Here is a 24,453-nt window from a genome sequence, read left to right as displayed (position 1 = left end):
GGTAATTTTTATGCATGATTTATTAGTTCAAGTGATTTTTTATATTTTTGCAGCATTGGCAATAGGCGCTGCTTTTATGGTAATTATCCAAGATAACCCAGTACGAAGTGTTTTATTTCTTGTACTAACCTTTTTCGCCAGTGCGGCGCTATGGATACTTGCAGAGGCAGAATTTCTTGCACTTATACTAATATTGGTATACGTAGGCGCAGTGATGACCTTGTTCTTATTTGTTGTCATGATGCTCAACATTGATGTTGAAATAATGAAGAGCCATTATAAGCGATATTTACCATTTGGACTGATTCTTGTTGCTTTGTTTATCGGGCTTTTAATGGTGTCTATCCCTTCTGGAACCTTTAAGAAAAACGTAGAGGTTAAAGGCTATGCAATAAACTCTCAATTGCTTGAAGTAAAACAAAATGGCGCTGAGCAACAACCATTATCAAATACTGAAGCTTTAGGCATGGTACTGTATACCGATTATTTACTGGCTTTTGAAATTGCAGCTGCTTTATTGTTAATAGCAATCATTTCCGCAATAACTTTGGTACATAGAGGCCCGAGAAAATCGAAAAGGCAAAATGTGAAACAACAGATTCTAACGCATAAAAATCAGCGAGTAGAATTAATTAATATGAAAGCAGAAAAATAAATATTGGGGAATTCTAGATGATACCTGTTAATCATTACCTAATTTTAGGGTCTATTTTATTTGGTTTTGGGCTTATCGGCATTATGATGAATCGTAGAAACATCATTTTATTGCTTGTATGCATCGAATTAATGTTACTTGCGGTAAATACGAATTTTGTTGCATTTTCACATTATTATAGCGAAATTAGTGGACAAGTCTTTGTCTTTTTTATATTAACTGTTGCTGCTGCTGAAGCGGCTATAGGTTTAGCCATAGTGATGTTGCTTTTTAGAAATAGAGGTAACATTAACGTTGATAAGATGAATCATTTAAAAGGTTAACATTGTGAGTATCCAACAACTTTGTCTAATAATTGTTTTAGCGCCTCTTGCAGGTTCTATGATTGCTGGCTTTTTTCGTAATCAAATAGGACGAGCCGGAGCTCATACAATCACAATTTTGGGTGTTGCGATTTCTTTCGCATTATCAGTATATTTAGCGTGCCAGCTTTTCTCAGGACATATCACAACTGATAACACCGTTGTTTATCATTGGGCGACTGGCGGCTTAATTCTCCCATTCGAATTTAATGTTGGATTCTTGATTGATCCGTTAAGTACAGTCATGCTGGTTATCGTCAACTTTGTATCCTTACTCGTACATATATACAGTATTGGATACATGGCTGAAGATGACGGATATCAACGCTTTTTTAGTTATATTTCATTATTTACCTTTATGATGTTGATGTTGGTCACTGCCAACAATTTCTTACAGTTATTCTTTGGTTGGGAAGGTGTAGGTCTCGTATCTTATTTACTTATTGGATTTTGGTATCAAAAAGAATCTGCCATTGAAGGCAGTTTGAAAGCATTTATTGTAAACCGTGTAGGTGATTTTGGATTTCTAATAGGCATCGCGTTAGTTTTTGCTTATACAGGAAGTATTGATTATGCAACTGTGTTCCAAAATGCAAACTACCTGGCTAGTCAAAATATTGAGTTAATTCAGGGGCATCCCTGGTCATTAATGACTGTAATTTGTTTGGCTTTATATGTCGGGGCTATGGGAAAATCAGCACAAATTCCTTTACATGTTTGGTTACCTGAATCTATGGAAGGTCCAACACCGATTTCAGCCCTCATACATGCTGCAACAATGGTTACGGCAGGGGTATTTATGATAGCGCGTATCTCGCCGCTTATTGAATACTCTACTACTGCACTAAGTGTGGTATTAGTAATTGGTGCAAGCGGTGCGCTTTTCACGGGAATTTTAGCTCTGGTCATGAACGACATTAAAAGAGTTGTTGCTTATTCGACTCTCTCACAACTTGGGTATATGATGGTCGCAATGGGCGCATCAGCCTATAGCGCCGGGATTTTTCATCTGCTCACTCATGCATGTTTTAAAGCATTGTTATTCCTTGGTGCCGGATCAGTCATCATTGGCATGCATCATGAACAAGATATGCGGAAAATGGGTGGTTTGTGGAATAAAATGCCGATTACATATGTGACCTATGTTATAGGCTCTCTAGCTTTATGTGCGTTTCCGCCCTTTGCAGGATTTTACTCAAAAGACACAATTATTGAAGCAGCACAATTATCACAGATCCCTGGTAGCAGTTATGCATACTTTTGTGTAGTTCTTGGAGCTGGTGTAACAGCACTCTATACCTTTAGATCTTTATTTATGACCTTTCATGGCAAACCGCGTATGGATGAACATACCCAAAGTCATATTCATGAATCACCCTGGGTAGTATGGGTTCCGCTTGTTCTGCTTGCCATACCTTCTGTTATATTAGGGTATGTACTTTATATGCCAATGCTGTTCAATAGCCCTGGATTAATTAGTTCCTCTCTTTTTGTCCTGCCTCAACATAATGTGTTGGCAGAGTTGGCTCATGAGATTACTTCTCCTTTTGCAAGTATGCTGCATTCAGTGTACTCGTTGACGCTTTGGATTACTTTAGCTGGAGTAGCTATCGCTTGGGTTTGTTATATAGCAGTTCCATCTTTTCCAGGACAATTGGCACGTCGATTTTCACTTATTTATAAAATACTTATCAATAAATATGGCTTTGATGCCTTTAATAATTTATTTATTGTAAAGGGCTCAAAAGGAATAGGACGAATATTTTATAGCGTCGGTGATCAAAAATTAATTGATGGAATGGTTGTAAATGGCAGTAGTCGACTTATTAGATGGTTTTCAGCTAAGGGTCGCGCGATACAAAGTGGCTATCTGTATCATTATGCGGCAGTAATGGTATTAGGGTTATTTGGATTTTTATGCTGGTTGATACTCGGCTGAATATAGGGTGAAGGTATGCATTATTTGCTCAATTTACTAATTTGGTTGCCCATAATAGGCGGTGTTTTTGTTCTTCTCGTCGGAGATGATCGTAACCCGAATATTTCGCGCTACTTGGCTTTATTCACGGTTATACTTTGCTTATTGCTTTGTATTCCTCTTGTTGCAGGTTTTGATACAAAAATATTAGGAATGCAATATCTAGAAGAATTTCGGTGGATGCCCGCTTTAGGGATTAGCTATAGCTTAGGCATTGATGGATTGTCTTTGCTTCTCATCGTTCTTAGTGTTTTTACTAATCTAATTGTACTTTTAGCTACCTGGGAAAGTATCACCAGTAGAGTTTCTCAGTATCTAGCTGCATTTCTAATTATGCAGGGACTATTAGTCGGGGTATTTTCTGCCTTAGATGCCATTTTGTTCTATGTATTTTGGGAAGCTACTTTAATTCCCATGTATCTTATCATCGGTATATGGGGCTCTGATAATCGAGTCTATGCTGCGATTAAATTTTTCTTGTATACCTTTTTAGGCTCAGTTTTAATGCTGGCGAGCTTTTTGTACATGGGATATATCGCAGGCACATTTAATATTGAAGCCTTTTATGCGATTAAACTTGGAATGACTGCACAAACATTGATTTTTATTGCCTTTTTCCTGGGCTTTGCAATAAAAATACCTATGTTCCCTGTTCATACATGGTTGCCTGATGCCCATACAGAAGCACCAGCAGGTGGCTCGGTAGTTTTAGCCGCAATTTTATTGAAGCTCGGAGCATACGGATTTATTCGTTTTTCTTTACCTATAGTACCAGATGCATGTAATCGATATGCAGGGGTAATGATTGCACTATCCTTAATTGCGATTGTCTATATTGCTTTAGTTGCAATTATTCAGAAAGATATGAAACGACTTATTGCATATTCTTCTATCTCGCACATGGGATTTGTGACCCTGGGTTCCTTTGCTATTTTTGCTATTGCCAAACAATCAGGACTTAGTGGCGCAGGTTTGATATTGGAAGGCGCAATTGTCGTAATGATTTCACATGCTTTTGTCTCTAGCGGTCTTTTTGCTGGTGTTGGGTACATTTACGATCGTATGCATACACGAAAACTAGCGGATTTTGGAGGAATCGTAAACACCATGCCCATGTTTGCCTCGTTCTTTATGCTTTTTTGTATGGCAAATGCCGGGATGCCAGGCACTTCGGGATTTGTTGGTGAATTTATGGTTATTGTTGGTTCGCTTAAAGCTGGTTTCTGGGTTGCATTTTGGGCCGCTACTACGTTAATTACTTCAGCAGGCTATAACCTCTGGATGTATAAACGAGTTATTTTTGGTCCTATAGCTAATGAGAAAGTTGCAGCATTAAAAGACCTTACGGGCTTTGAGTTAAGTGCTTATATCTTGCTTGCGTTAGCAGTAATTGTTATGGGTGTTTATCCAAAGCCCTTGTTAGAGTATATCCATCAAACTGTAAGCCATACTCTAGCATTAGCAAGCCAATCAAAACTGTAATCAAGGTTAATCAATATGACAGCATTACTAGAAAATATTCATGTAGCCCTTCCTGAAATGGTAGTTTTGGCTACTGCCTGTATCGCATTGCTTGCCGATTTATTTATAAAGCATCGATATAAATCAATCGCCTATTTTATATCCTGTATAGGATTGATTATAGCTGCCTTAATTACCTTCTTTTATATCGGGATGTATAAAGTAGTTACTTTGAATGGTTTATTTATTAGTGACGATGTAGCTAACATCATGAAGTTTTTCATTTACATTACCGTTTTGCTTAGCTTCATCTATTCAAGAAATTACATTGATGAGCGCCAAATGCCCTCTGGTGATTATTATGTACTCGGTATGTTTTCTACGTTAGGTATGATGCTTCTTGTGTCTGCACATTCATTGTTAACAGTATTTTTAGGTTTAGAATTATTATCGTTACCTTTGTATGCAATGACAGCTATTCGCAGGACAGATGGTGATTCCTCTGAAGCTGCAATGAAATACTTTGTAATGGGATCCATTGCGTCAGCTATGCTTTTATACGGCATGTCATTAATTTATGGGGCTACCGGAAAATTAGATTTATTAGATATTTCCAATGCAATTGCGGCAAATTGGCAACAGCAAAATGCATTATTATCTTTTGCTTTAGTTTTCATTTTATCCGGGGTTGCTTTTAAATTAGCCGCAGTACCGTTTCATATGTGGGCTCCTGATGTATATCAAGGTGCGCCTAGTTCCGTTACAGTATTTATCAGTGCGGCACCCAAAATAGCTGCAGTTGGCATGACATTTAGACTTCTTACCCTTGGTCTGGTAGATATTAGTTCGCAATGGCAACAAATTTTATTGGTAGTTACACTTCTTTCGACAGGTTTAGGAAATCTATTTGCTGTAGTCCAGAGTAGTATTAAACGGTTACTGGCATACTCAGCAATTTCGCATATAGGCTATGCCTTGTTTGGGATTCTTGCAGCAAGTGCATCAGGGTATTCAGCAGCCCTTTATTATATCGTTGTCTATGCGATCATGTCAGCAGCAGCTTTTGGATTGATTGTTTTAATGTCAAGCCATGGAATGGAAATTGATAATGTTGATGATTTAAAGGGACTTAGCAAAAGAAGTCCTTGGCTGGCATTTATGATGCTAATCATTATGTTTTCAATGGCAGGTGTCCCTCCTACTGTTGGATTTCTTACCAAACTACTTGTACTTAAGGCTTTAGTCGATGCACAAATGACTTGGGTTGCTGTTGTAGGTTTATTCTTTACAGTGATTGGGGCTTATTACTATTTGCGAATTGTGAAATTAATGTATTTCGATAACCCCGCTCATAATGAACCAGTTATTGTAAATAAAGGTAATGCCTTAATTTTTTCTTTTAACTGTTTATCATTACTTTACCTGGGAATTTTCCCCAGTGCGCTCATTGTTATGTGTATCAATGCTTTTGCCTCTTAACTCATAATAACGTATCTCTGCATCATAAATTGACTCTTTTTTGATGCAGAACATATTTTTCAAAAACTTTTACGAAAGTACTTGCTAAGAAAGAAGAGTCTCAGTATACTTCTCTTCAGTTGACGCGGGGTGGAGCAGCCTGGTAGCTCGTCGGGCTCATAACCCGAAGGTCGTAGGTTCAAATCCTGCCCCCGCTACCACTTATTAAGAACCCCATTTATGGGGTTTTTTATTATCTTAAAAAACATAATTGAATTCCAGTGACATGGTTATTATAAAATCCTTCACGGTGAATCAAATTTTTAGGATTATATTTAATTTGTAACTGCACAAGAAAATAGTAGCCCTGAAGAATAAAGTCATTCTGAGAAATTTCTATTTACGGGAGATTTCCAAATGGATGTTTATCTTTAGCTTGGTTACTGTACTGTATTTGTACCAGGCTAATATGCCTTTAGAAATTAATAAATATTATGATACAAGATGAATTAGAACATTTATTAGCTCCTTCAATTGCTGATATGGGCTATGAACTTTGGGGCTGTGAGTATCTTTCTCAAGGTAGGCATTCTTTATTGCGAATATACATCGATAAATCTGATGGAATAACTATTGATGATTGTGAGGCAGTAAGCCATCAAGTAAGTGCTTTACTTGATGTCGAAGATCCAATTCATGGGAACTATAGTTTAGAAGTATCATCTCCTGGTATCCCCAGACCTCTATTTAAAAGTTGGCAATATCAACGATATTTAGGGCAAGAGGTTCAGGTCAAAACTTTTAAACCCGTTTGTGGTAAACGTAAATTGCTTGGTACTCTAGTTTCAGCGTCTGAAACATCTATAGTGCTAAATCTAGGCAATGAAGATCAAGAATTACTTTTTTCAAATATTGTGAAAGCAAGTTTGACAGTATAGAGAGGCGAACAATGAGCAAAGAATTGTTACTGGTTGCAGAGGCGTTATCAAACGAAAGAGGTGTAAGTAAGGACGTTATTATACTTGCTATTCAGGCCGCATTAGAGTCTGCAACTCGCAAGATCTTTGGGCTAGATATCGGAGTCAGAATTAAACTAGATCCTCGTACAGGGGACTATGAAACATTTAGATATTGGGACGTTGTTACCGATGATGATCTTGAAGATCCAGATCGCCAACTCACTTTAGAACAAGCAAAGACCCGTAATCCATCAGTAAATGTGGGTGATCGTATCGAAGAATCAATCCCTTCAATTGAATTTGGTCGTATTGAAGCTCAAGCTGCTCGTCAAGTAATCATGCAAAAGGTTAGAGAAGCGGAGCGCGAACTTGTAATAGATCAATTCAGAGGCAAACTGGGGCAATTGATTTATGGTACTGTAAAAAAAGTAACTCGAGACAATATTATTATTGACCTTGGTGGAAAAGCAGAAGCATTCTTGCCTCGTACGGAAATGCTCCCTCATGAAATGTTCCGTCCCAATGACAGAGTTCGTGCTTATTTATATGAGATAACACCACAGGCACGTGGCCCTCAACTATTTGTCAGCCGTACACGCAATGAAATGCTGATTGAACTTTTCCGCATTGAAGTACCAGAAATAGGTGAAAATGTTATTGAAGTTAAAGCTGCCGCCCGTGACCCTGGAAATAGAGCAAAGATCGCTGTCAAAACGAATGACGGCCGTATTGATCCAGTAGGGGCTTGTGTTGGTATGCGTGGTGCTCGTGTTCAGGCCGTTTCTAGTGAACTTGGCGGGGAACGAGTTGATATTATTTTATGGGATGACAACCCAGCGCAATTAGTTATTAATGCCATGGCACCAGCAGATATATCTTCTATTGTTGTTGATGAAGATACACATACTATGGATCTTGCCGTAGAAAAAGATCAGTTATCGCAAGCTATTGGTAGAAATGGACAAAATGTTCGCTTGGCGAGCCAATTAACAGGTTGGACTTTAAATGTTATGACTACAGATGAGTTTGAAAATAAAAACTTGGAAGAGTCGAGCAAAATCATCAAATTATTTACTTCTGCACTGGAAATTGATGAAGAAATAGCTACATTATTAGTAGCACATGGCTTTTCTTCACTCGAAGAAATTGCCTATGTACCTAAAGAAGAGCTTTTAGCTATAGAAGAATTTGATGACGAAATCGTTGAAGAACTGAGAAACAGAGCCAACGATAACTTACTTACCATGGCTCTTTCTTCCAACAAAGATTTATCTGGCCAACCTGATGATTCTTTGCTCACAATGGAAGGAATGACTCAAGATCTCGCTAACCAATTAGCTACTCGAGGAATAACATCTATGGAAGATTTAGCTGAGCAATCTGTAGATGAACTACTAGAACTTGATGGTATGACAGAAGATAAAGCCGCTGCTTTAATTATGAAGGCTAGAGAGCCATGGTTTTTATAGAGCCTTGGATTTTTGATAATATTGTAGTACAAATGATACGCAGATAATAAAATTACTGCAGAAAGGGGATTAAAATATGGCGGATGTGACGGTTAAGCAATTAGCTCAAGTTGTGGGTATTCCGGTTGAGCGCCTATTGAACCAGTTACAGGAAGCAGGATTGTCTTTCAAAGATGATCAACAAACTGTGAATGAAGAGCAAAAGCGAATTCTTCTCAATCACTTGAAGAAAACTTCTTTGCGCGATACTAATGTTTCGCCAGAAAGAATTACTTTAAGACGAAAAAGCTTATCGCAAGTTACTATTGGCCATGATGCTTATAGTGGCAAGACTATAAATATTGAAGTTCGTAAAAAGAAAGTATTTGTGAAGCGGAGTCCTGTCATAGAGCAGCCTGAACCCGAGGAGCCTGTTATTGTAGCAGAAGAGAATGTATCAGTACCAGAACAGCAACCTGCGGAGATTGTACATGAAACACCTGCTATTGCCGAATCTGCAGAATCATCCTTAGAACAAAAAGAGACAATTCCCGAAACATCAGTTGAGCAGAATCAAGAAGTTAAGGAGAAAGATTCTGTTATCGAAGAAGAAAAAGCGGAACAACTTTCAGATACATTGGCTGCGGATACCCTGGAAGAGACATCTGCACTTGAAGAAATAGCTGAGCTAACAATTAAAGAAGATCATAAAATTGAAAAACCAAGTAAAAAGAAACACTTGGAACAAGCTACTGAGTCTGAGTCAGCTGAATTTAGAAAAGCCAAGAAAAAGCCAAAATACCAAACCTACGATCGTGATGAAGAGGAGCAAGAGAATCATAGACGTGGTGGGCGTAGCAAATTTAAAAAACGGAAAGGCACCGAAAAATCAGATAAATATAGAGAGGCGGAAGAATCATTAAAGCATGGTTTTGCCTTGCCAACAGCACCGGTAGTTAGAGAAGTTTTACTTCCCGAAACGATTACAGTTGCAGAGTTAGCGAAAAGAATGTCAGTAAAAGCTGCAGAAGTGATTAAAGTGATGATGTCACTTGGTGCAATGGCCACTATCAACCAAGTAATTGATCAAGAAACTGCAGTGATTGTTATTGAAGAAATGGGCCATAAAGCTCATGTTATTAAAGAAGACGCAATTGAAGCAGGTTTAGGTGAGTCTATTACTGAGGGAAGTCATCGTGAATCCAGAGCCCCTGTTGTCACAATCATGGGGCATGTTGATCATGGAAAAACATCCTTACTTGACTACATTCGACGCACAAAAGTTGCTTCAGGCGAAGCAGGGGGCATTACACAACATATAGGTGCTTATCATGTGAGTACCCCTAAAGGTGATGTTACCTTCCTGGATACACCGGGGCATGCGGCATTTACTGCGATGCGAGCTCGTGGGGCTAAGGTAACAGATATTGTAATTTTGATTGTTGCAGCAGATGATGGAGTTAAGCCCCAGACGATTGAGGCAATCCAACATGCAAAAGCAGCAAAAGTACCTATTATAGTAGCCATTAATAAAATGGATAAACCAGATGCTGATCCTGAGCGAGTTATGAATGAATTGACAGTTCATGAAGTAATTCCAGAAGCATGGGGTGGAGACACCATGTTTGTTAATATTTCTGCTAAATCTGGAATGGGGATTGATGATTTACTCGATTCAATACTATTGCAATCAGAAGTTCTAGAGCTAACCGCAATTACCGATGGTGCTGCAAAAGGTGTGGTTATTGAATCTCGTTTAGATAAAGGTAGGGGGCCAGTTGCTACTGTGTTGGTACAAAGTGGTACCTTACATAAAGGAGATATTCTCCTGGCTGGTTTCCAATATGGTCGCGTCCGGGCTTTAGTTGGTGATAATGGCGATATGGTAGAAAGTGCAGGTCCCTCAATCCCTGTAGAAGTACTTGGCCTATCCGCAATTCCTCATGCAGGAGATGAAGCCGTAGTCGTTTCTGATGAGAAAAAGGCCAGGGAAGTAGCTTTATTTCGCCAAGGCAAATTCCGCGATGTAAAATTAGCGAGACGTCAAAAGTCAACGCTTGAAGGCATCATGGAAAACATGGCTGCTGGAGAATCTAAAGCACTTAACGTTGTCCTCAAGGCAGATGTACAAGGTTCGCTTGAAGCAATTTCAGATGCTTTAGTGAAGCTATCTACTGATGAAGTTAAAGTTGCAGTTATATCTAGTGGTGTAGGCGGTATTACTGAATCGGATGTTCATCTTGCTATTGCATCTGATGCAATTTTAGTTGGTTTTAATGTGCGGGCTGATAGCAGCGCTAAAAAACTCGCGGAACATGAATCAGTGCCGATACATTATTACAGTGTTATTTATGACATCGTTGATCAAATCAAAGGTGCTTTATCGGGTATGCTTGCACCACAATTTAAAGAAGAAATTATTGGTACTGCTGAAGTTCGTGATGTATTTAAGTCACCCAAAATTGGTGCAATTGCCGGTTGTATGGTTGTAGAGGGAGTGATTAAGCGTAACAATCCTATTCGTGTGTTGCGGGCCAATGTGGTTATTTACGAAGGTACTTTAGAATCTTTACGAAGATTTAAGGATGATGTTATTGAAGTTCGCCAAGGATTTGAATGCGGTATTGGCGTGAAAAATTACAATGACGTGAAGCCTGGTGATTTAATCGAAGTATATGAAACAGTTGAAATTAAGCGTGATCTATAGATGAGTCATAATTTTAAACGTACAGACAGAGTAGCTGAAATGATTCAGCGAAAGCTGGCACAAATTATACCGAAAGAAGTAAAAGATCCACGACTAACTGGATTTGTGACTATATCAGCAGTAAAAGTCGCTGCTGATTTGGGGCATGCTAAAGTGTATTTTACAGTGCTTAATGACGACCGTGAAATGGTTGCATCCATTTTAAATGCGGCTTCAAGTTATTTGCGTAGTGTTTTAGCGCGTAGCATTACCTTACGTACAGTACCACAACTTCATTTTGTTTATGATGAGTCAATTGAATATGGACAACGATTGAGTCGGTTAATTGATAAAGTCGCGCCTCCTGATGACCATGAAAGCGAGTAGTTCATCATCGACAAAAATTGATGGAATCCTTTTGCTTAATAAAGCGCAAGGAATGACCTCAAACGTTGCGTTACAGAAAGCAAAAAAACTATTAGGCGCTAAAAAAGCTGGACATACTGGGAGTCTAGATCCCCTTGCTACGGGCATGTTACCCCTCTGTTTTGGTGAGGCAACAAAAATATGCCAGTTTTTGCTCGATGCAGATAAATGTTATCAAACTACTGGTTTACTAGGCATTAAAACAAATACAGCAGATGCAACAGGGGATGAAATTGCGCGGGTAGATGCGTTTACAATTTCTAAACAGCAATTAATCGAAGTATTAGAAAAGCATAAGGGAGTTATAAAACAGATCCCGTCCATGTTTTCTGCATTAAAACATCAGGGAACCCCACTTTATTGTTTCGCTCGAAAAGGGATAGATATAGAACGACCAGCGCGTGAAATTTTTATCAGCGAGTTGGAACTCAATGCATTTGATGGGGTACAGTTTTCTTTGACGGTCACTTGCAGCAAGGGAACCTATATTCGAAATTTGGTGGAAGATATTGGTGATGCATTAGGAGTCGGAGCACATGTGACGCGCTTACATCGAGTATATACTGCTGGCTTAAATGATATGCCTATGTATTCTCTTGATGAATTAGAGGAAATGTCTTTGACTGAAAGAAAAGCTTGTTTAATTCCTATAGATAGAGCTGTTGATTATCTTGAACAAGTGACGCTTTTGGACGATGAAGTGATTTCTATACGGCAAGGTAGAGCAATCACAAATAAAATAAATGTTAAACTGGCTGATTGTGTTCGTCTATATGATGCGAGGGCACAATTTATTGGGTTGGGTGAACGCAGCACTAATGGCACTATTAAAGCGAAACGGTTACTTTCTTTTTAATTTTTTCATTTTAGATAACGAAAGAAGCGAACTAAATATGAAATTTTTGCACAAAATTAATTTGTAGTACTTGTTTCGTTGACTTTGCCTTGGTAGAATGTTCGCCTTTGAATGAACACATAGTAGTTCCGGGAGTGTATAATGTCGCTAAACAGCGCGGATAAAGCAGCAATTGTGAAAGATTACCAACGTTCTGATAAAGATACTGGTTCACCAGAAGTTCAGGTTTCTATCATTACAAGCCGTATCAAATATTTAACAGAGCATTTTAAAGAACATAAGAAAGATTTTCATTCTCGACGTGGACTACAAGAGTTAGTGAATAAGCGTCGCAAATTATTAAAATATTTAAAGCGTAAAAATGGAGCACGTTATCAAACATTAATTCAATCTTTAGAGTTGAGAGATTCTTATTGATTAATGAGAAAAAACATTTCTTTAGAAATGTGCTTTATAAAAACAAATACTTTAAATAAAGGCGCAATTTTCTGCGCCTTTTTTTCGTTATAATTACTTAATGAGGGAGCTTACGTGGCGAAGTTTACAAAAGAAATAGCATTTGGTGACCACACTCTTATATTAGAAACTGGTGAAGTAGCACGACAAGCTGATGGAGCAGTTTTTGCCAGTATGAATGGTACCCAAGTGTTAGCTACTGTAGTTGGAAAAAAAGACGGTGGTGAAAACAGTGGATTTTTTCCTTTGACAGTAAATTACCAGGAAAAATTTTACGCTGTTGGAAAAATCCCAGGGGGATTTAACAAACGCGAAGGCAGACCTACAGAACTCGAAACATTAATTTCCAGGCTCATTGATCGTCCAATTAGACCTCTTTTTCCTGAGGGTTTTTGTAACGAAGTGCAAGTAATCGCTACAGTTCTTTCATTAAATCCTGAAGTGTCTCCAGACATTGTAGCAATGATAGCGTCATCTGCTGCTTTAGCTCTTTCCGGGGTTCCATTTAATGGGCCAATTGGCGCTGCGCGTGTGGGTTACCGAGATGGTATTTATTTATTAAACCCAAGTCGAAAAGAGTTGGAACACTCTAAATTAGATCTAGTTGTTGCTGGAACTAAAAATGCTATTTTGATGGTTGAATCAGAAGCTAAAGAATTAAGTGAAGACATTATGCGCGGAGCGATCATGTTCGGTCATGAAATGATGAAGAACGTGATTAAAGCAATAGAAGAACTTGCTGCACAAGCAGGTAAGACACGTTGGGACTGGAGTCCTCGTGAAGTAGACGTTAATTTGCAGTCACGTGTGTCTGATATGATAAAACATGAAGTTGAAGCTGCTTATCTTATTAAAGACAAACAAGAGCGCTATCAACGCTTGGCCGAACTAAAAGACCAAACTATTACGGCCTTACAAGCGGAAAATGAAGAGTTAAATGCCGACGTAATAAGTAATATATTTGTAGAACTAGAAAGCGCCACAGTGCGAAATCGTATACTTGATGGTGAGCCCCGTATTGATGGTCGTGATTGTAAAACAGTACGGCCTATATCGATTCGCACAAAGCTACTAGAAAGAGCTCATGGTTCTGTTTTATTCACCCGCGGCGAGACCCAGGCTATAGTTGTTGCTACCTTAGGAAATGAGAGGGATGCGCAAATACTTGATAACATTACTGGCGAATCAAAAGACCGCTTTATGCTTCATTACAATTTTCCTCCTTATTCTGTAGGAGAAACTGGTATGATTGGCAGCCCTAAGCGTAGAGAAATCGGACATGGCCGTTTAGCAAAACGTGCGATTATGGCAGTCCTGCCTGAGTCAAATGACTTCCCCTATGTACTTAGAGTTGTTTCAGAAATTACTGAATCGAATGGTTCAAGTTCTATGGCTACAGTTTGTGGCACAAGTTTGGCACTTATGGATGCTGGTGTTCCTCTTAAGGCACCTGTTGCTGGGGTAGCAATGGGTTTGATCAAGGAAGGTGATCGTTATGCTGTTCTTACAGATATATTAGGAGATGAAGATCATTTAGGTGATATGGATTTCAAAGTAGCCGGTACTGAACATGGAATAACCGCGTTGCAAATGGATATCAAAATTCAGGGAATCACCAGTGCGATTATGGAACAAGCTCTAGATCAAGCTCTAGAAGGGCGTATGTACATTCTTGGTGTAATGAATAATGCATTAGCAGAACATAGAGAAGAGCTATCACAACATGCTCCTAGAATTACTACCATGAAAGTTGCTGAAGATAAGATTCGCACAATTATCGGTAAAGGTGGGGCAACAATCAAAGGTCTTATTGATAGTACTGGAGTTTCTATCGATATAGATGATACAGGTGTCGTGCAATTATTTTCACCTGACTTGCAGGCCTTAGAAGAAGCCCAAAAGCAAATTAAATCGTTAATCGCTGAAATTGAAGTAGGTCAAACTTACCAAGGAAAAGTGAGTAAAATAGTTGATTTTGGTGCTTTCATTAATCTCTTACCAGGTAAAGATGGTTTGCTTCACATTTCGCAAATCTGTAATGATAGAGCGCAAAAGGTAGACACTGTTTTACAGGAAGGGCAAGAAATAGAAGTTTTTGTTGCTGGTATTGATAAACAAGGCAGAGTAAAACTTGAGTGGAAGGACAAACCAAAGAATGAAGAGGCAGTGGCTCTCGCAGAAGAAAGCAGTAGTGAAGTCGCAAGTGTAGAGTCTCCTCAAGGAAGTAATGAGGAAGAGTAGTTTAAGCGCTGTTTATCTTATCATGATGTTCATATAATCTAAGCTCGATATAAAAGTGAGATAGCATTTTATGTCGAGCTTAGGCTGTAATTTTTTGAGATGCCCATAACGCCCTAAAGTCTACAAAACGATTCACCGGGCATACCATTATTTGAACAATAAAATAAATTCTTAATGTAAACGAAGCGAACAGTGATCCAGTTCAAATCCTCAATGCAAGATCCTTATGAATTGATTTGTCAAAACTGGCAAAAGAGATAGAACTATCCAGAGAATGGTTGAGAGACAAGACCGAAATTTCCAAAACAGTAACAAGTCATATTATAAATTTTACTTTTCAGCTTGTTATCAGGGCGTGTTCGCACCTCATTTAATGATGGCAGCGGTTAGCATTTCGCGCGAAAACTGTACTTAAAGCACACAGCACATACAGAGGTATCCCCCGTTACTTAAGTACCATTTTAAAGCAATTTTCGCTCAAACCCATTTTTCACAATGGGTATTTTTATGAATGCATAGAGAATAGGATTAAGTAACATCAAATAATTATTGATTTTGAGATTATATCGCGGCCTCATTCATACACATTTTCTATGCAGTATCTTGGTTGTGAACAAATTCAGATAATTTAAGTTTATTTCCCATGAATTAAAGTTAAAAACTCAGCCCTACTTGTAGGGTTATTACGCATTTCACCCAGCATTACTGACGTCTTCATTACAGAATTTTGTTTTTCCACACCACGCATCATCATACAAAGATGTTTTGCTTCGATAACTACGGCTACACCACGTGCTCCTGTAATTGATTCAATACAGTTCGCTATTTCTGTAGTTAAGCGCTCTTGAATTTGTAAGCGTCTTGCAAAATAATCAACAATACGTGCAATTTTAGATAAACCAATTACTTTTCCGTGAGGAAGGTAGCCCACATGACACTTGCCAAGGAATGGGAGTAGATGGTGTTCACACATAGAATACATTTCTATATCTTTAACTATAACCATTTCACCCATATCTGATTCGAATAGAGCACCATTGATAATGTCGTCAAGATTTTCTTGATAGCCTTTAGTCAAGTAATGCATAGCATTTGCAGCACGTGCTGGAGTGTCTACTAATCCTTCACGGGTTACATCTTCACCAATTAGTTTTAATAGTTCTGTATATATTTGTTCCATAGTAATTCCTAACCTGGTGGCCAAGTCATGTGACGTCCGCCCAGTAAATGTAAATGAATGTGATATACTGTCTGGCCTCCGTCTGGATTGATGTTAAGAACTAATCGATATCCTGAATCACTAATTCCTTCAGCGTGAGCAATTTTTTTTGCTCCTAACATCATTCTTCCCAACAGGGCCTGGTGTTCATCGCTGGCATCATTCAGCGTAGAAATATGCTGCTTGGGTATTATCAGCACATGTTTGGGAGCTTGCGGATTCAGATCACGAAACGCTATTATCTCATCATCTTCAAAAACTACTGATGCAGGGATTGCACCTTGTGCAATTTTGCAAAACAAGCAATTCATAAGCAATCTCAATATTATGTATAAACAGGTTATTATACATTGCTAACTTATATTACGACAGCTTATCTTTGCCTTTTGGTACGATTTTTCGCATAATAGCCGCCTAACGAACTCTTCACAATTTTAGAACAAATTTATTTTGTGAGGGATTATTTATTTTTATTCGATTATTAAAGGGAGAGGGAATCAATGAGTTTAATGAAAATCAGTAGTGGTCGAGATTTACCAAAAGAGATTAATGTTGTTATTGAAATTCCTATGCACAGTGAACCTGTAAAATATGAAATGAATAAAGAGTCCGGGGTATTATTCGTGGATCGCTTTTTAACAACACCCATGTTTTATCCCGCTAATTATGGTTATATTCCTCAGACTTTATCTGAAGATGGGGATCCTGTTGATGTACTAGTTGTAACTCCAGTGCCTTTAGTAGGGGGATCTGTTATTCCATGCCGTGCGGTAGGAATGTTGAAAATGACCGATGAATCAGGTATTGATGCCAAGATTTTGGCTGTTCCAACGAACAAATTGACTAAAATTTATGAATCCATTCACTCTTATGAAAACTTACCTCAGCATTTATTGCGCTCGGTAGAACACTTTTTCAGTCATTATAAAGACCTGGAAGAAGGGAAGTGGGTGAAGCTCGATGGTTGGGTTGGTCCTGACGAGGCTTTTAAAGAAATTTTATCCAGTGTTGCTCGTTTTAATGAGAAAAATTAACGTCCTGAGATAGGTAAACTGGTTTTCTTTTATAAGGTAATAGAATCAAATTTTATTTAAGCTAAGCACAGCACCGCTCTGGCTGAATGGATCCGATCCAATGTTAATAAAGACTTAGGGTAGTGTTGTGTTTTTGCTTAGATTAAATCACTGAAGTATGCTTAAATGTACCTGCGTGAACAAGGAACTCCAGTTGAGTATGGCTGGTATGCTCAACTGATGTATAGGATTATCTACTAACTTGATTCTTGTACTTACTCCTCATCTCGCTTTCTTGTGAGCCTTATGATAATTTATTTCCTGTTATAAAAGCTTAAGGAAACTCGGTGGAACTTCAACTTTCTACTCTATCCATCCTATTATTATTTTTAATTATCCTGGCTGCGTTTTTTGCTGGTACTGAAATAGGCATGATGTCAATTAACCGGTACAAATTAAAGCATTTAGTCAAGAAAGGAAATAAGCAAGCCATTAGAGTAAATCAGATACTTGCTCGTCCTGACCGATTGTTAAGTGTTGTGTTAATCGGGAATACATTGGCTAATATTTTTGCCTCAACGATCGCAACTTTGATTGGTCAACGTCTCTATGGAGATGTTGGAATCGCTGTAGCCACAGCCCTTCTAACATTGGTAATACTCGTATTTTCGGAAATGATTCCTAAAACATTTGCAGCAATTCATCCACAACAGGTTGCTTTTGCTACGTCACTGCCATTAGGAGTTTTGCAATGGATTTTTGCTCCTTTAGTCTTTGTGAGCAGTTCACTGTCTAATGGTGTTTTACGCTTATTTCGTGTTTCTGTAGATAAAATGCAAAAAGAATCATTAACCGGCGAAGAGTTACGCTCAGTGGTTCATGAGGCTGGAGGGTTATTGCCTGTTGAACATAAAAGTATGTTAATTAGTCTTTTAGATTTAGAAACAGCGACAGTAGAAGATATTATGATTCCTAAATCAGAAATTGTTGGAATTGATATCGAAAGACCCTGGTCAGAAATATTGGAGCAATTGGAAACCGCAAAACATACCAGACTTCCTCTGTATCGTGATTCAGTAGATGATTTAGTGGGAATGCTGCATATGCGTGATGTTTTAAATCTGGCTATAGAAGATAAATTGGATCTTAACAGCTTATTGCACGCAGCTGATGAGCCCTATTATATTCCGGAGGCTACTCCATTAAATGTCCAGATCTTGAATTTTAGAAAAATGAAAAAGCGCAGTTCTTTTGTAGTGGATGAATATGGAGACATTCAGGGATTAGTAACTATGGAAGATATTCTTGAAGAAATTGTAGGTGAGTTTACTACCGATGTCGCAGCATTAAGTCGAGATATTACACCTCAAAATGATGGCTCAGTTATTGTGGATGCGAGCCTAACTTTACGCCATTTAAATCGCTTGATGGGATGGCAATTACCGCATATAGGACCAAAAACGTTAAGTGGTTTAATTGTGGAACATCTTGGCTACTTTCCACCTGCAGAATCATGTTTAACCATAGAAAATTATCGTATTGAAATACTAAAAGTAGGAGATAATACGATTAAAAGTGTAAAAATGTTTAAAATTGGCAAAAAAACACAAATTCTGGAGCTTTTTGCTACAAAAAAATAGCACTACGTTAGCCTGTAGGGAAGGTGCAATTAAAGTGATCTGAAGAAATGTACACAGTATAGGACTGAGGTAAAAATATTGCGATGATGTAAAGAGCCATGCTGCTGGATCTATGCTGATTTATAGAAGTGTTTTAAATAGTTACAAATTACTAGGCGATACAAGATTAAGATCATAGATCACTTTCTTTTAAGGTTATGACTTGTGCGGTAAACATATAGCCACCATTGCGAATTGTTTTAATTAATGCTGGTTTTTTTGCATCTATCTCTATTTTTTGACGAAGTCTACTTATTTGTACATCAATTCTTCGATCAAAAGGATTTAGATCACTATTTTTAGTAATTTGTAATAACAGTTCCCTATCTAAAACGCGTTGGGGTTGTTGCACAAAAGTCAGTAATAAATCATATTCACCTGCACTCAATGGCAACTCCTGGTGATCATCTCGAAAAACTTGTCTGGATGCAGGATAAAGTCTCCAGTTGGAAAAAATAAGTACCTCCTTTTCTTGATCTATGTGGTGCTGTGCTCTTAATACTCGTCGATTAATAGCACTTATCCGTGCATGAAGTTCGCGGGGATAAAGAGGTTTAACTATAAAATCATCAGCACCGGCTTCGAGTACCTCAATGCATGCATCTTCATCCGCATTATCATTTATTACCAATAAAGGTACGGGATAGTTTGTATAAAACTGATGAATTATCTGTGGCTCTCGTTTTAAAATCGCCCAATGAATTAGAATTGCTGCAGGTGTCCCCGATATACTTTGCATAGGTTCAAGCTGCTTTTTTTGAACTATCTGAATATTAAATTGTGCGAAATAATTTTTTAGATCGTCACTGATTGGATCTTGATCAATAAATAGCAGATAGCTTGATTGTAGCATTAAATTCTCTTGGTTTAGGCATGATATTGAAGTTCAATTTTGGCAAGTTTATTGTCTGCTTGCAATTATTTTCGATAACCGTGATCTCAAAATCTCATTTTGCTTATAGATAAACTGATTAGATTGTGTAGGCAAATGATTCCCATAGCCTACGTGCTTTATGTGCAACACGTAGGAGCATCATGAGTGTTAGCTACTTTTATGATTTTTTCTTTTTGTCCAATAAAATACTACGTAATAATTGAATAACAAAGGCTCCCAATTTTCTTTGTCTACCTGATTGAGTCAGCGGGATACCAATCTTTCTTGATATTTTAGCTTTTAAGGCAGAGATACCAACAAGTCTTTTCCAGGAAAAACCACCACGATTCATTTTTGCACCCTTAGATCAATATAATAAATTCAATTATCCTGGAAAAAACAAGGAAGTTCTACTGGGTAACTATAACCTGCTCGTTACGAATTATGTTTCTACAGCACCACGTACTAAATTTTATATATGTGGTTATCAATAAAAAATGTACGTTTGGTAAAATATATTTAGATTCAAACTACCCCGGGAAGTCAAATAAATTCCATCAATTTTGGGTAAATGGAAAATCCAAATTTTTTCATTAAAGATCGGTCGTTGTGCTATTAATATGCCAATTATAGATATATCCATCAATACTATTGATATGTTTCAGTTGACTTTGTAACGGCTCATTAGCAAATATTAATAAATGAAAAACTACATCTTGTTTCGTACCGCCAAAATCCTCTTCATACCATTCATAAATCTTGGAGGTTATGAGATTTCCTTCGACAACATGCACTCCTCTAAGAGAATTAATATAAGTTGAAGCTGCTTGATTTAATTGCTCCTCCAGCTTATTTCCCTGATAGGCCTTTCTACTTATGTTTGGAGCCCCGATAGTGGCGTTATTTAAAGCATAATGAGTACGAGGATCGTTCCAAATTGCTCTTATAATACGATTATTGATATCATCTAGAGTCAATGGTGTGTTCTTAATAGTGATTAAATTAGCTCCCCATGGACCTACACTGAATAAACCCGGAGAAATATTAATTTCTTGAATCGAAGTAATAGGATAGTAGTTAGCAACAATTTGTACTGTCAACGCATTATAAACATTAATCCAATAAGCGAGTTGTTCATTACGGTTGTAATTATCGATATTAATTTCAGACATGCTTTTTAAATAATCTTTCAATAGGTTTAAATCTATTTGAGTCATATGATTATAATCAACGAGATTGATATTTTCTTCATTGGTAATGACTCGACGGCTTAGAAAGGTTTGCCAAAGTTGATGGTTAATTACTTTTGATGATGATGGATTATTCACTTCCCATTTTGGCCATAAATTTTTATAAAAAGACGCGTTTGCTAGCCCCGTAAAGAGGAGCATTAACAATAGGAAAAGGGATTTTTTCGTAATCATTGTTAAAGAGCGAGACTGCTTTTTCAACAAGGTACTTGAGCCCACATGTAATGGCGTAGATAAGCGCTCAAAATTTTCTCGTATCTTTCTCGCTGTTGAGAGTTTCGGAAAAAGTCTCATATACTTGTTGCGGCATAGTGTTTTAAACATGAATTATTGCTCTGTTACGAAGAGCGTTTCCTATAGTATTACCATCCAAAAATTCTAACTCTCCGCCTGACGGTATACCATGAGCCAATTGCGTCATATTTACTGGCTGATCACGCAAAAGTTGATGAATAAAATGGATGGTCGTTTGTCCTTCTACACTAGGACTCAACGCTAATATTACTTCTTTAATATTCTCTTGAATAATAAGTCTTTTAAGTCGTGGAAGGCCTATGTCATCGGGCCCTAATCCATCAAGTGGAGAGATTTTTCCCATAAGGACGAAATATTTACCTTGAAAGGCATTACTCTGCTCTATGGCAGATACATCAGCTGGACTTTCTACGACACAAAGTAAAGAGGAGTCTCTATCTGAGTTTTGGCAGAGAGCACAAAGCTTGTGCTCTGTGTAATTAGCACAACGTTCACAATGTTGTATTTGATTCATTGCTTGCTCCAAACAAGAAGCAAGGTGCAACCCTCGCTGCCGTTGATGCTGGAGCAAGTGAAAAACCATACGCTGCGCAGATTTTGGACCTACGCCTGGAAGACAGCGGAGTGCTTCGACCAAGCGAGTTAAAATATCCATGCCAGGGATTATTCCTTATCGCCCTTATCACCACCCATTAAGTCAGTAGGAATATTAAGGCCTGCGGTTAATTGGCTGATTTTTTCTTTGGATGCTTTTTCAATTTTTCGTACTGCATCGTTAATGGCTGCTGCTACTAAATCTTCGAGCATTTCAACATCTTCTTCCATCATAGATGGTTTAATTTTCACTTCAGTTGCGTCATGTCGGCCATTCATTTTAATTACTACCATGCCACCACCAGCTTCACCGGTAACCACTAATTGGCTTAGTTGCTGCTGCGCTTCTTGCATGCGTTGCTGCATTTTTTGCGCTTCTTTCATTAGGTTACCAAGATTTTGATTCATATCCATTTGTTAGGACCTCATATGTTTAGGGTTTAATTCGCATATATTATAAGTCATCTTTTAATGAGACAATAGAATTTTTGACCAATTCAGCTGAAAATTCTTGCTGAAGTTGCTGAAATACGGGGTCATTAATTAATGCACTCTCCGCATTTTTTTGCTTTTGTTGCATTATTTGTTCTTTTTGTTGGGCAGGAGAGGACTGAACTGACTCATCGCTGTTAAGAGTAATTTTTACCTGACACTGGTAATATTGACTTAATGCATTTTCAATCCGATTAAGTACTGTTGGTGTAAAAAGGGATTGATGCCCCTTGGCCACACGTAAAGTAATGTCCCGGCCTTCTTTTGAAATGAGTTCAGCATTTTCAACAGCATTAAGAGCTAAACCAGTCAGTTTAAGATTTTGAATAATACTCGACCAATCCCTGGTTTCCTGATGAGTCACTTGGAGGATTTCATCACTGTCCTTCATGGTCAAACCTATGGCAGGAGCCGCTTTCTCCTCAGTATGTATCCCAGAAGGATTTACCGTAGCGCTCGTTTGAGCAGCAGGGGTTTGTTGCTGAGGTACCTTATCCTGATAGGAGGCTAAAGGGGGGAGGGCTACTTTAGAAATCGGTCTAAACGTTTGCATCCGTAAAAGTGTCATGTTAAAACCAATAACTAATTCTGGGGCGAGGTGTATTTCTTCTCGTCCTTTTAGTCCAATTTGATAAAATAATTGAATATCTTCAGCAGAGATATGATGAGCAAAATTTATTATTTCTGATGAGGGGGTAATTAATGGATTATTGTCTCCAACATTTTGGTAGATAGCTATCTGATGGAGGTAATTAAGAAGCTCATCTAAAACATATTGAAAATGGCCTCCTTCAAGAGAAACCTGGTGGCTGATTTTTAAAAGCATGGAAGCATTTTGCTCTGCTAATGCCTGGAGTAATTGTAAGGCATAATCCTGTTGGGTATAACCCAAGAGCATTTTAACGTCACTTGCACATAATTGCGTGCTGCAGCCAGCAATTGCTTGATCGAGCAGACTTAGTGCATCACGCATACTGCCGCGAGCTGCTTTAGCTAATATATCTACAGCCTGACTCTCAAAATCTAATTGCTCATCTTTTAGAATAAGCTGCAACTGTTGACTAATTAATTCGGTACTTAAATGCTTCAAATGAAATTGCAAACAACGAGATAAGACTGTAATTGGGAGTTTTTGCGGATCTGTGGTTGCTAAAATAAATTTAACATGTTCTGGTGGTTCTTCCAGTGTTTTTAGTAGTGCGTTAAAACTATGTTGTGACAGCATGTGTACTTCGTCGATTAAATAAATTTTAAAGCGACCGCTAGTAGGAAGGTATTGTACGTTATCTAGTAAATCACGCGTATCTTCCACTCGCGTTTTAGAGGCTCCATCAATTTCAATAAGATCAATAAAGCGGCCTTGCTCAATGGCACAGCATGTACCACATAGCAAACAGGGCATGGAGTTTATACCTTGTTCGCAATTTAGTGATTTAGCTAAAATTCTTGCAATACTTGTTTTTCCGACACCGCGTGTTCCTGTAAATAAATAGGCATGGTGTAAACGCTGTTGATTGAGGGCATTGGTTAATGCAGTTTTAATATGATCTTGTCCAACCAGCTGAGAAAAAGTACGCGGTCTCCATTTACGGGCAAGTGCCAGATAGCTCATATTATTTTCATACGTTGGGTGGCGGCTCTAAGAGCCACACTTCGGCGCTCGAATCAATCGTTACCGCTGCTCCCTTCCGGGCCTGACGGGGTTCACAATCTATCGCCGCGAAGGGACCAATAGAGCCACCATAGTTGAAGGTCGAAGATTAACAAAAAAAAAGAGGAATAGCCAGCCCTGTAAAAAATTATTTAAGTACTAAGCTTGAATTTGAATCATCGTGTACTACATTAATATACGTTGTCTTATTGAAAATTTAAAATTAAATGCGAAATATTTTATAAAAAAAACAAAAAAGTGTTTGACACTGAGTCTGAAATGAGTAGAATACGCAGCACACCTTGAGGGTGAAGTTCATTAAGAATAGAGAAGACAAACTGTGTGGGCACTTTGAAAGACTTTGAGTGCTGATGAAGTATATAAAGAAGTAAGAAGCTGGTTTAAGACTAGCACAGGAATTGAACTGAAGAGTTTGATCC

General features: G+C 38.1%; 21 protein-coding genes, 1 tRNA gene, 1 other RNA gene and 2 pseudogenes. 16 read left to right on the top strand and 9 right to left on the bottom strand.

Annotation, left to right across the window (positions count from 1 at the left end; genetic code table 11):
- Window positions 1-10: 10 nt before the first annotated feature.
- The 14 genes and pseudogenes from EKG34_RS07275 to pnp all read left to right on the top strand — a co-directional run bounded on the left by EKG34_RS07275 (window position 11) and on the right by pnp (window position 14,986).
- Window positions 11-655, top strand: a complete 645-nt coding sequence (locus EKG34_RS07275) for an NADH-quinone oxidoreductase subunit J (RefSeq protein WP_003633351.1) — start codon at window positions 11-13, stop codon at window positions 653-655.
- Between the two features lie 17 nt (window positions 656-672).
- A complete protein-coding gene (gene nuoK, locus EKG34_RS07270) occupies window positions 673-978 on the top strand; it encodes an NADH-quinone oxidoreductase subunit NuoK (RefSeq protein WP_003633350.1) in 306 nt (101 codons plus the stop codon).
- 4 nt (window positions 979-982) lie between these two features.
- Entirely contained in the window at window positions 983-2,956 is a 1,974-nt protein-coding gene (gene nuoL / locus EKG34_RS07265) for an NADH-quinone oxidoreductase subunit L (RefSeq protein WP_012978770.1), read from the top strand.
- Window positions 2,957-2,971: 15 nt separating this feature from the next.
- The gene (locus EKG34_RS07260) at window positions 2,972-4,477 is read left to right on the top strand and encodes a complex I subunit 4 family protein (protein ID WP_003633348.1); all 1,506 of its coding nucleotides are present in this window, start codon (window positions 2,972-2,974) and stop codon (window positions 4,475-4,477) included.
- Window positions 4,478-4,492: 15 nt separating this feature from the next.
- Window positions 4,493-5,935 carry an NADH-quinone oxidoreductase subunit NuoN gene (nuoN, locus tag EKG34_RS07255; RefSeq protein ID WP_003633347.1) on the top strand — a complete coding sequence of 481 codons (1,443 nt, stop codon included), beginning with the start codon at window positions 4,493-4,495 and terminating at the stop codon, window positions 5,933-5,935.
- A 123-nt stretch (window positions 5,936-6,058) separates the two neighbouring features.
- Window positions 6,059-6,135 (top strand) — tRNA-Met (locus tag EKG34_RS07250).
- A gap of 273 nt (window positions 6,136-6,408) precedes the next feature.
- Window positions 6,409-6,852: a ribosome maturation factor RimP gene (rimP, locus tag EKG34_RS07245; RefSeq protein ID WP_003633346.1), complete on the top strand. Its 444-nt coding sequence runs from the start codon at window positions 6,409-6,411 to the stop codon at window positions 6,850-6,852.
- Between the two features lie 11 nt (window positions 6,853-6,863).
- Window positions 6,864-8,342 (top strand): transcription termination factor NusA, encoded by a 1,479-nt coding sequence (gene nusA / locus EKG34_RS07240; protein ID WP_003633345.1) that lies wholly within the window; start codon window positions 6,864-6,866, stop codon window positions 8,340-8,342.
- A gap of 76 nt (window positions 8,343-8,418) precedes the next feature.
- A pseudogene (locus EKG34_RS18970) lies at window positions 8,419-8,772 on the top strand (translation initiation factor IF-2 associated domain-containing protein); the annotation flags it as partial.
- A 246-nt stretch (window positions 8,773-9,018) separates the two neighbouring features.
- Window positions 9,019-11,028 (top strand): annotated as a pseudogene (gene infB, locus EKG34_RS07235) (translation initiation factor IF-2); the annotation flags it as partial.
- Window positions 11,029-11,394: a 30S ribosome-binding factor RbfA gene (gene rbfA, locus EKG34_RS07230; RefSeq protein ID WP_012978771.1), complete on the top strand. Its 366-nt coding sequence runs from the start codon at window positions 11,029-11,031 to the stop codon at window positions 11,392-11,394.
- Window positions 11,381-12,289, top strand: coding sequence for a tRNA pseudouridine(55) synthase TruB (truB, locus tag EKG34_RS07225; protein ID WP_012978772.1), 909 nt, complete (start codon window positions 11,381-11,383; stop codon window positions 12,287-12,289). The genes rbfA and truB overlap by 14 nt, the downstream gene beginning before the upstream one ends.
- A 141-nt stretch (window positions 12,290-12,430) precedes the next feature.
- Window positions 12,431-12,706 (top strand): 30S ribosomal protein S15, encoded by a 276-nt coding sequence (rpsO, locus tag EKG34_RS07220; protein WP_003633340.1) that lies wholly within the window; start codon window positions 12,431-12,433, stop codon window positions 12,704-12,706.
- A 114-nt stretch (window positions 12,707-12,820) separates the two neighbouring features.
- Window positions 12,821-14,986: a polyribonucleotide nucleotidyltransferase gene (pnp, locus tag EKG34_RS07215; protein ID WP_003633339.1), complete on the top strand. Its 2,166-nt coding sequence runs from the start codon at window positions 12,821-12,823 to the stop codon at window positions 14,984-14,986.
- Window positions 14,987-15,620: 634 nt separating this feature from the next.
- Here the strand turns inward: pnp and folE are convergent.
- Both folE and EKG34_RS07205 read right to left on the bottom strand, forming a co-directional pair.
- Window positions 15,621-16,166, bottom strand: a complete 546-nt coding sequence (gene folE / locus EKG34_RS07210) for a GTP cyclohydrolase I FolE (RefSeq protein ID WP_003633337.1) — start codon at window positions 16,164-16,166, stop codon at window positions 15,621-15,623.
- A gap of 8 nt (window positions 16,167-16,174) precedes the next feature.
- On the bottom strand, window positions 16,175-16,516 hold the full coding sequence (locus EKG34_RS07205; RefSeq protein ID WP_003633335.1) for a histidine triad nucleotide-binding protein: 342 nt from the start codon (window positions 16,514-16,516) through the stop codon (window positions 16,175-16,177).
- Window positions 16,517-16,705: 189 nt separating this feature from the next.
- On the opposite strand from EKG34_RS07205, the gene ppa reads away from it, so the two are divergent.
- Window positions 16,706-17,239: an inorganic diphosphatase gene (gene ppa / locus EKG34_RS07200; RefSeq protein WP_003633333.1), complete on the top strand. Its 534-nt coding sequence runs from the start codon at window positions 16,706-16,708 to the stop codon at window positions 17,237-17,239.
- Between the two features lie 326 nt (window positions 17,240-17,565).
- Window positions 17,566-18,858, top strand: a complete 1,293-nt coding sequence (locus EKG34_RS07195; RefSeq protein WP_003633332.1) for an HlyC/CorC family transporter — start codon at window positions 17,566-17,568, stop codon at window positions 18,856-18,858.
- Window positions 18,859-19,030: 172 nt separating this feature from the next.
- Here EKG34_RS07195 and EKG34_RS07190 read toward each other — a convergent pair whose 3' ends face one another.
- The 7 genes from EKG34_RS07190 to ffs form a co-directional block, all read right to left on the bottom strand.
- Complete coding sequence (locus EKG34_RS07190; protein WP_003633331.1) at window positions 19,031-19,750, bottom strand: winged helix-turn-helix domain-containing protein; 720 nt, start codon at window positions 19,748-19,750, stop codon at window positions 19,031-19,033.
- A 199-nt stretch (window positions 19,751-19,949) separates the two neighbouring features.
- On the bottom strand, window positions 19,950-20,123 hold the full coding sequence (locus EKG34_RS18195; protein ID WP_003633330.1) for a hypothetical protein: 174 nt from the start codon (window positions 20,121-20,123) through the stop codon (window positions 19,950-19,952).
- 241 nt (window positions 20,124-20,364) lie between these two features.
- Window positions 20,365-21,195, bottom strand: a complete 831-nt coding sequence (locus EKG34_RS07185) for a DUF547 domain-containing protein (protein ID WP_041819221.1) — start codon at window positions 21,193-21,195, stop codon at window positions 20,365-20,367.
- 142 nt (window positions 21,196-21,337) lie between these two features.
- Window positions 21,338-21,931 carry a recombination mediator RecR gene (gene recR, locus EKG34_RS07180; protein ID WP_003633328.1) on the bottom strand — a complete coding sequence of 198 codons (594 nt, stop codon included), beginning with the start codon at window positions 21,929-21,931 and terminating at the stop codon, window positions 21,338-21,340.
- An 8-nt stretch (window positions 21,932-21,939) separates the two neighbouring features.
- Window positions 21,940-22,284 (bottom strand): YbaB/EbfC family nucleoid-associated protein, encoded by a 345-nt coding sequence (locus EKG34_RS07175; RefSeq protein WP_003633327.1) that lies wholly within the window; start codon window positions 22,282-22,284, stop codon window positions 21,940-21,942.
- 40 nt (window positions 22,285-22,324) lie between these two features.
- Window positions 22,325-23,974 carry a DNA polymerase III subunit gamma/tau gene (gene dnaX, locus EKG34_RS07170; RefSeq protein ID WP_003633326.1) on the bottom strand — a complete coding sequence of 550 codons (1,650 nt, stop codon included), beginning with the start codon at window positions 23,972-23,974 and terminating at the stop codon, window positions 22,325-22,327.
- A gap of 25 nt (window positions 23,975-23,999) precedes the next feature.
- Window positions 24,000-24,096: signal recognition particle sRNA small type (ffs, locus tag EKG34_RS07165), an RNA gene on the bottom strand.
- Window positions 24,097-24,453 lie beyond the last annotated feature (357 nt).

It is taken from the genome of Legionella longbeachae (assembly GCF_004283175.1).
GTDB classification, from domain to species: Bacteria; Pseudomonadota; Gammaproteobacteria; order Legionellales; family Legionellaceae; genus Legionella; species Legionella longbeachae.
Note: the sequence above shows the minus strand (reverse complement) of the source record. Positions and strands in the feature narration are given on the sequence as shown.

What these genes read in the sequence shown, in the direction of transcription:
- nusA (WP_003633345.1), top strand. Translation starts at nt 6,864, where the DNA reads ATGAGCAAAGAATTGTTACTGGTTGCAGAGGCGTTATCAAACGAAAGA.
- recR (WP_003633328.1), bottom strand. Translation starts at nt 21,931, where the DNA reads ATGGATATTTTAACTCGCTTGGTCGAAGCACTCCGCTGTCTTCCAGGC.
- rbfA (WP_012978771.1), top strand. Translation starts at nt 11,029, where the DNA reads ATGAGTCATAATTTTAAACGTACAGACAGAGTAGCTGAAATGATTCAG.
- EKG34_RS07175 (WP_003633327.1), bottom strand. Translation starts at nt 22,284, where the DNA reads ATGGATATGAATCAAAATCTTGGTAACCTAATGAAAGAAGCGCAAAAA.
- EKG34_RS18195 (WP_003633330.1), bottom strand. Translation starts at nt 20,123, where the DNA reads ATGAATCGTGGTGGTTTTTCCTGGAAAAGACTTGTTGGTATCTCTGCC.
- dnaX (WP_003633326.1), bottom strand. Translation starts at nt 23,974, where the DNA reads ATGAGCTATCTGGCACTTGCCCGTAAATGGAGACCGCGTACTTTTTCT.
- ppa (WP_003633333.1), top strand. Translation starts at nt 16,706, where the DNA reads ATGAGTTTAATGAAAATCAGTAGTGGTCGAGATTTACCAAAAGAGATT.
- rpsO (WP_003633340.1), top strand. Translation starts at nt 12,431, where the DNA reads ATGTCGCTAAACAGCGCGGATAAAGCAGCAATTGTGAAAGATTACCAA.
- folE (WP_003633337.1), bottom strand. Translation starts at nt 16,166, where the DNA reads ATGGAACAAATATATACAGAACTATTAAAACTAATTGGTGAAGATGTA.
- nuoK (WP_003633350.1), top strand. Translation starts at nt 673, where the DNA reads ATGATACCTGTTAATCATTACCTAATTTTAGGGTCTATTTTATTTGGT.
- EKG34_RS07190 (WP_003633331.1), bottom strand. Translation starts at nt 19,750, where the DNA reads ATGCTACAATCAAGCTATCTGCTATTTATTGATCAAGATCCAATCAGT.
- EKG34_RS07185 (WP_041819221.1), bottom strand. Translation starts at nt 21,195, where the DNA reads ATGATTACGAAAAAATCCCTTTTCCTATTGTTAATGCTCCTCTTTACG.
- truB (WP_012978772.1), top strand. Translation starts at nt 11,381, where the DNA reads ATGAAAGCGAGTAGTTCATCATCGACAAAAATTGATGGAATCCTTTTG.
- EKG34_RS07205 (WP_003633335.1), bottom strand. Translation starts at nt 16,516, where the DNA reads ATGAATTGCTTGTTTTGCAAAATTGCACAAGGTGCAATCCCTGCATCA.
- EKG34_RS07275 (WP_003633351.1), top strand. Translation starts at nt 11, where the DNA reads ATGCATGATTTATTAGTTCAAGTGATTTTTTATATTTTTGCAGCATTG.
- EKG34_RS07260 (WP_003633348.1), top strand. Translation starts at nt 2,972, where the DNA reads ATGCATTATTTGCTCAATTTACTAATTTGGTTGCCCATAATAGGCGGT.
- rimP (WP_003633346.1), top strand. Translation starts at nt 6,409, where the DNA reads ATGATACAAGATGAATTAGAACATTTATTAGCTCCTTCAATTGCTGAT.
- nuoN (WP_003633347.1), top strand. Translation starts at nt 4,493, where the DNA reads ATGACAGCATTACTAGAAAATATTCATGTAGCCCTTCCTGAAATGGTA.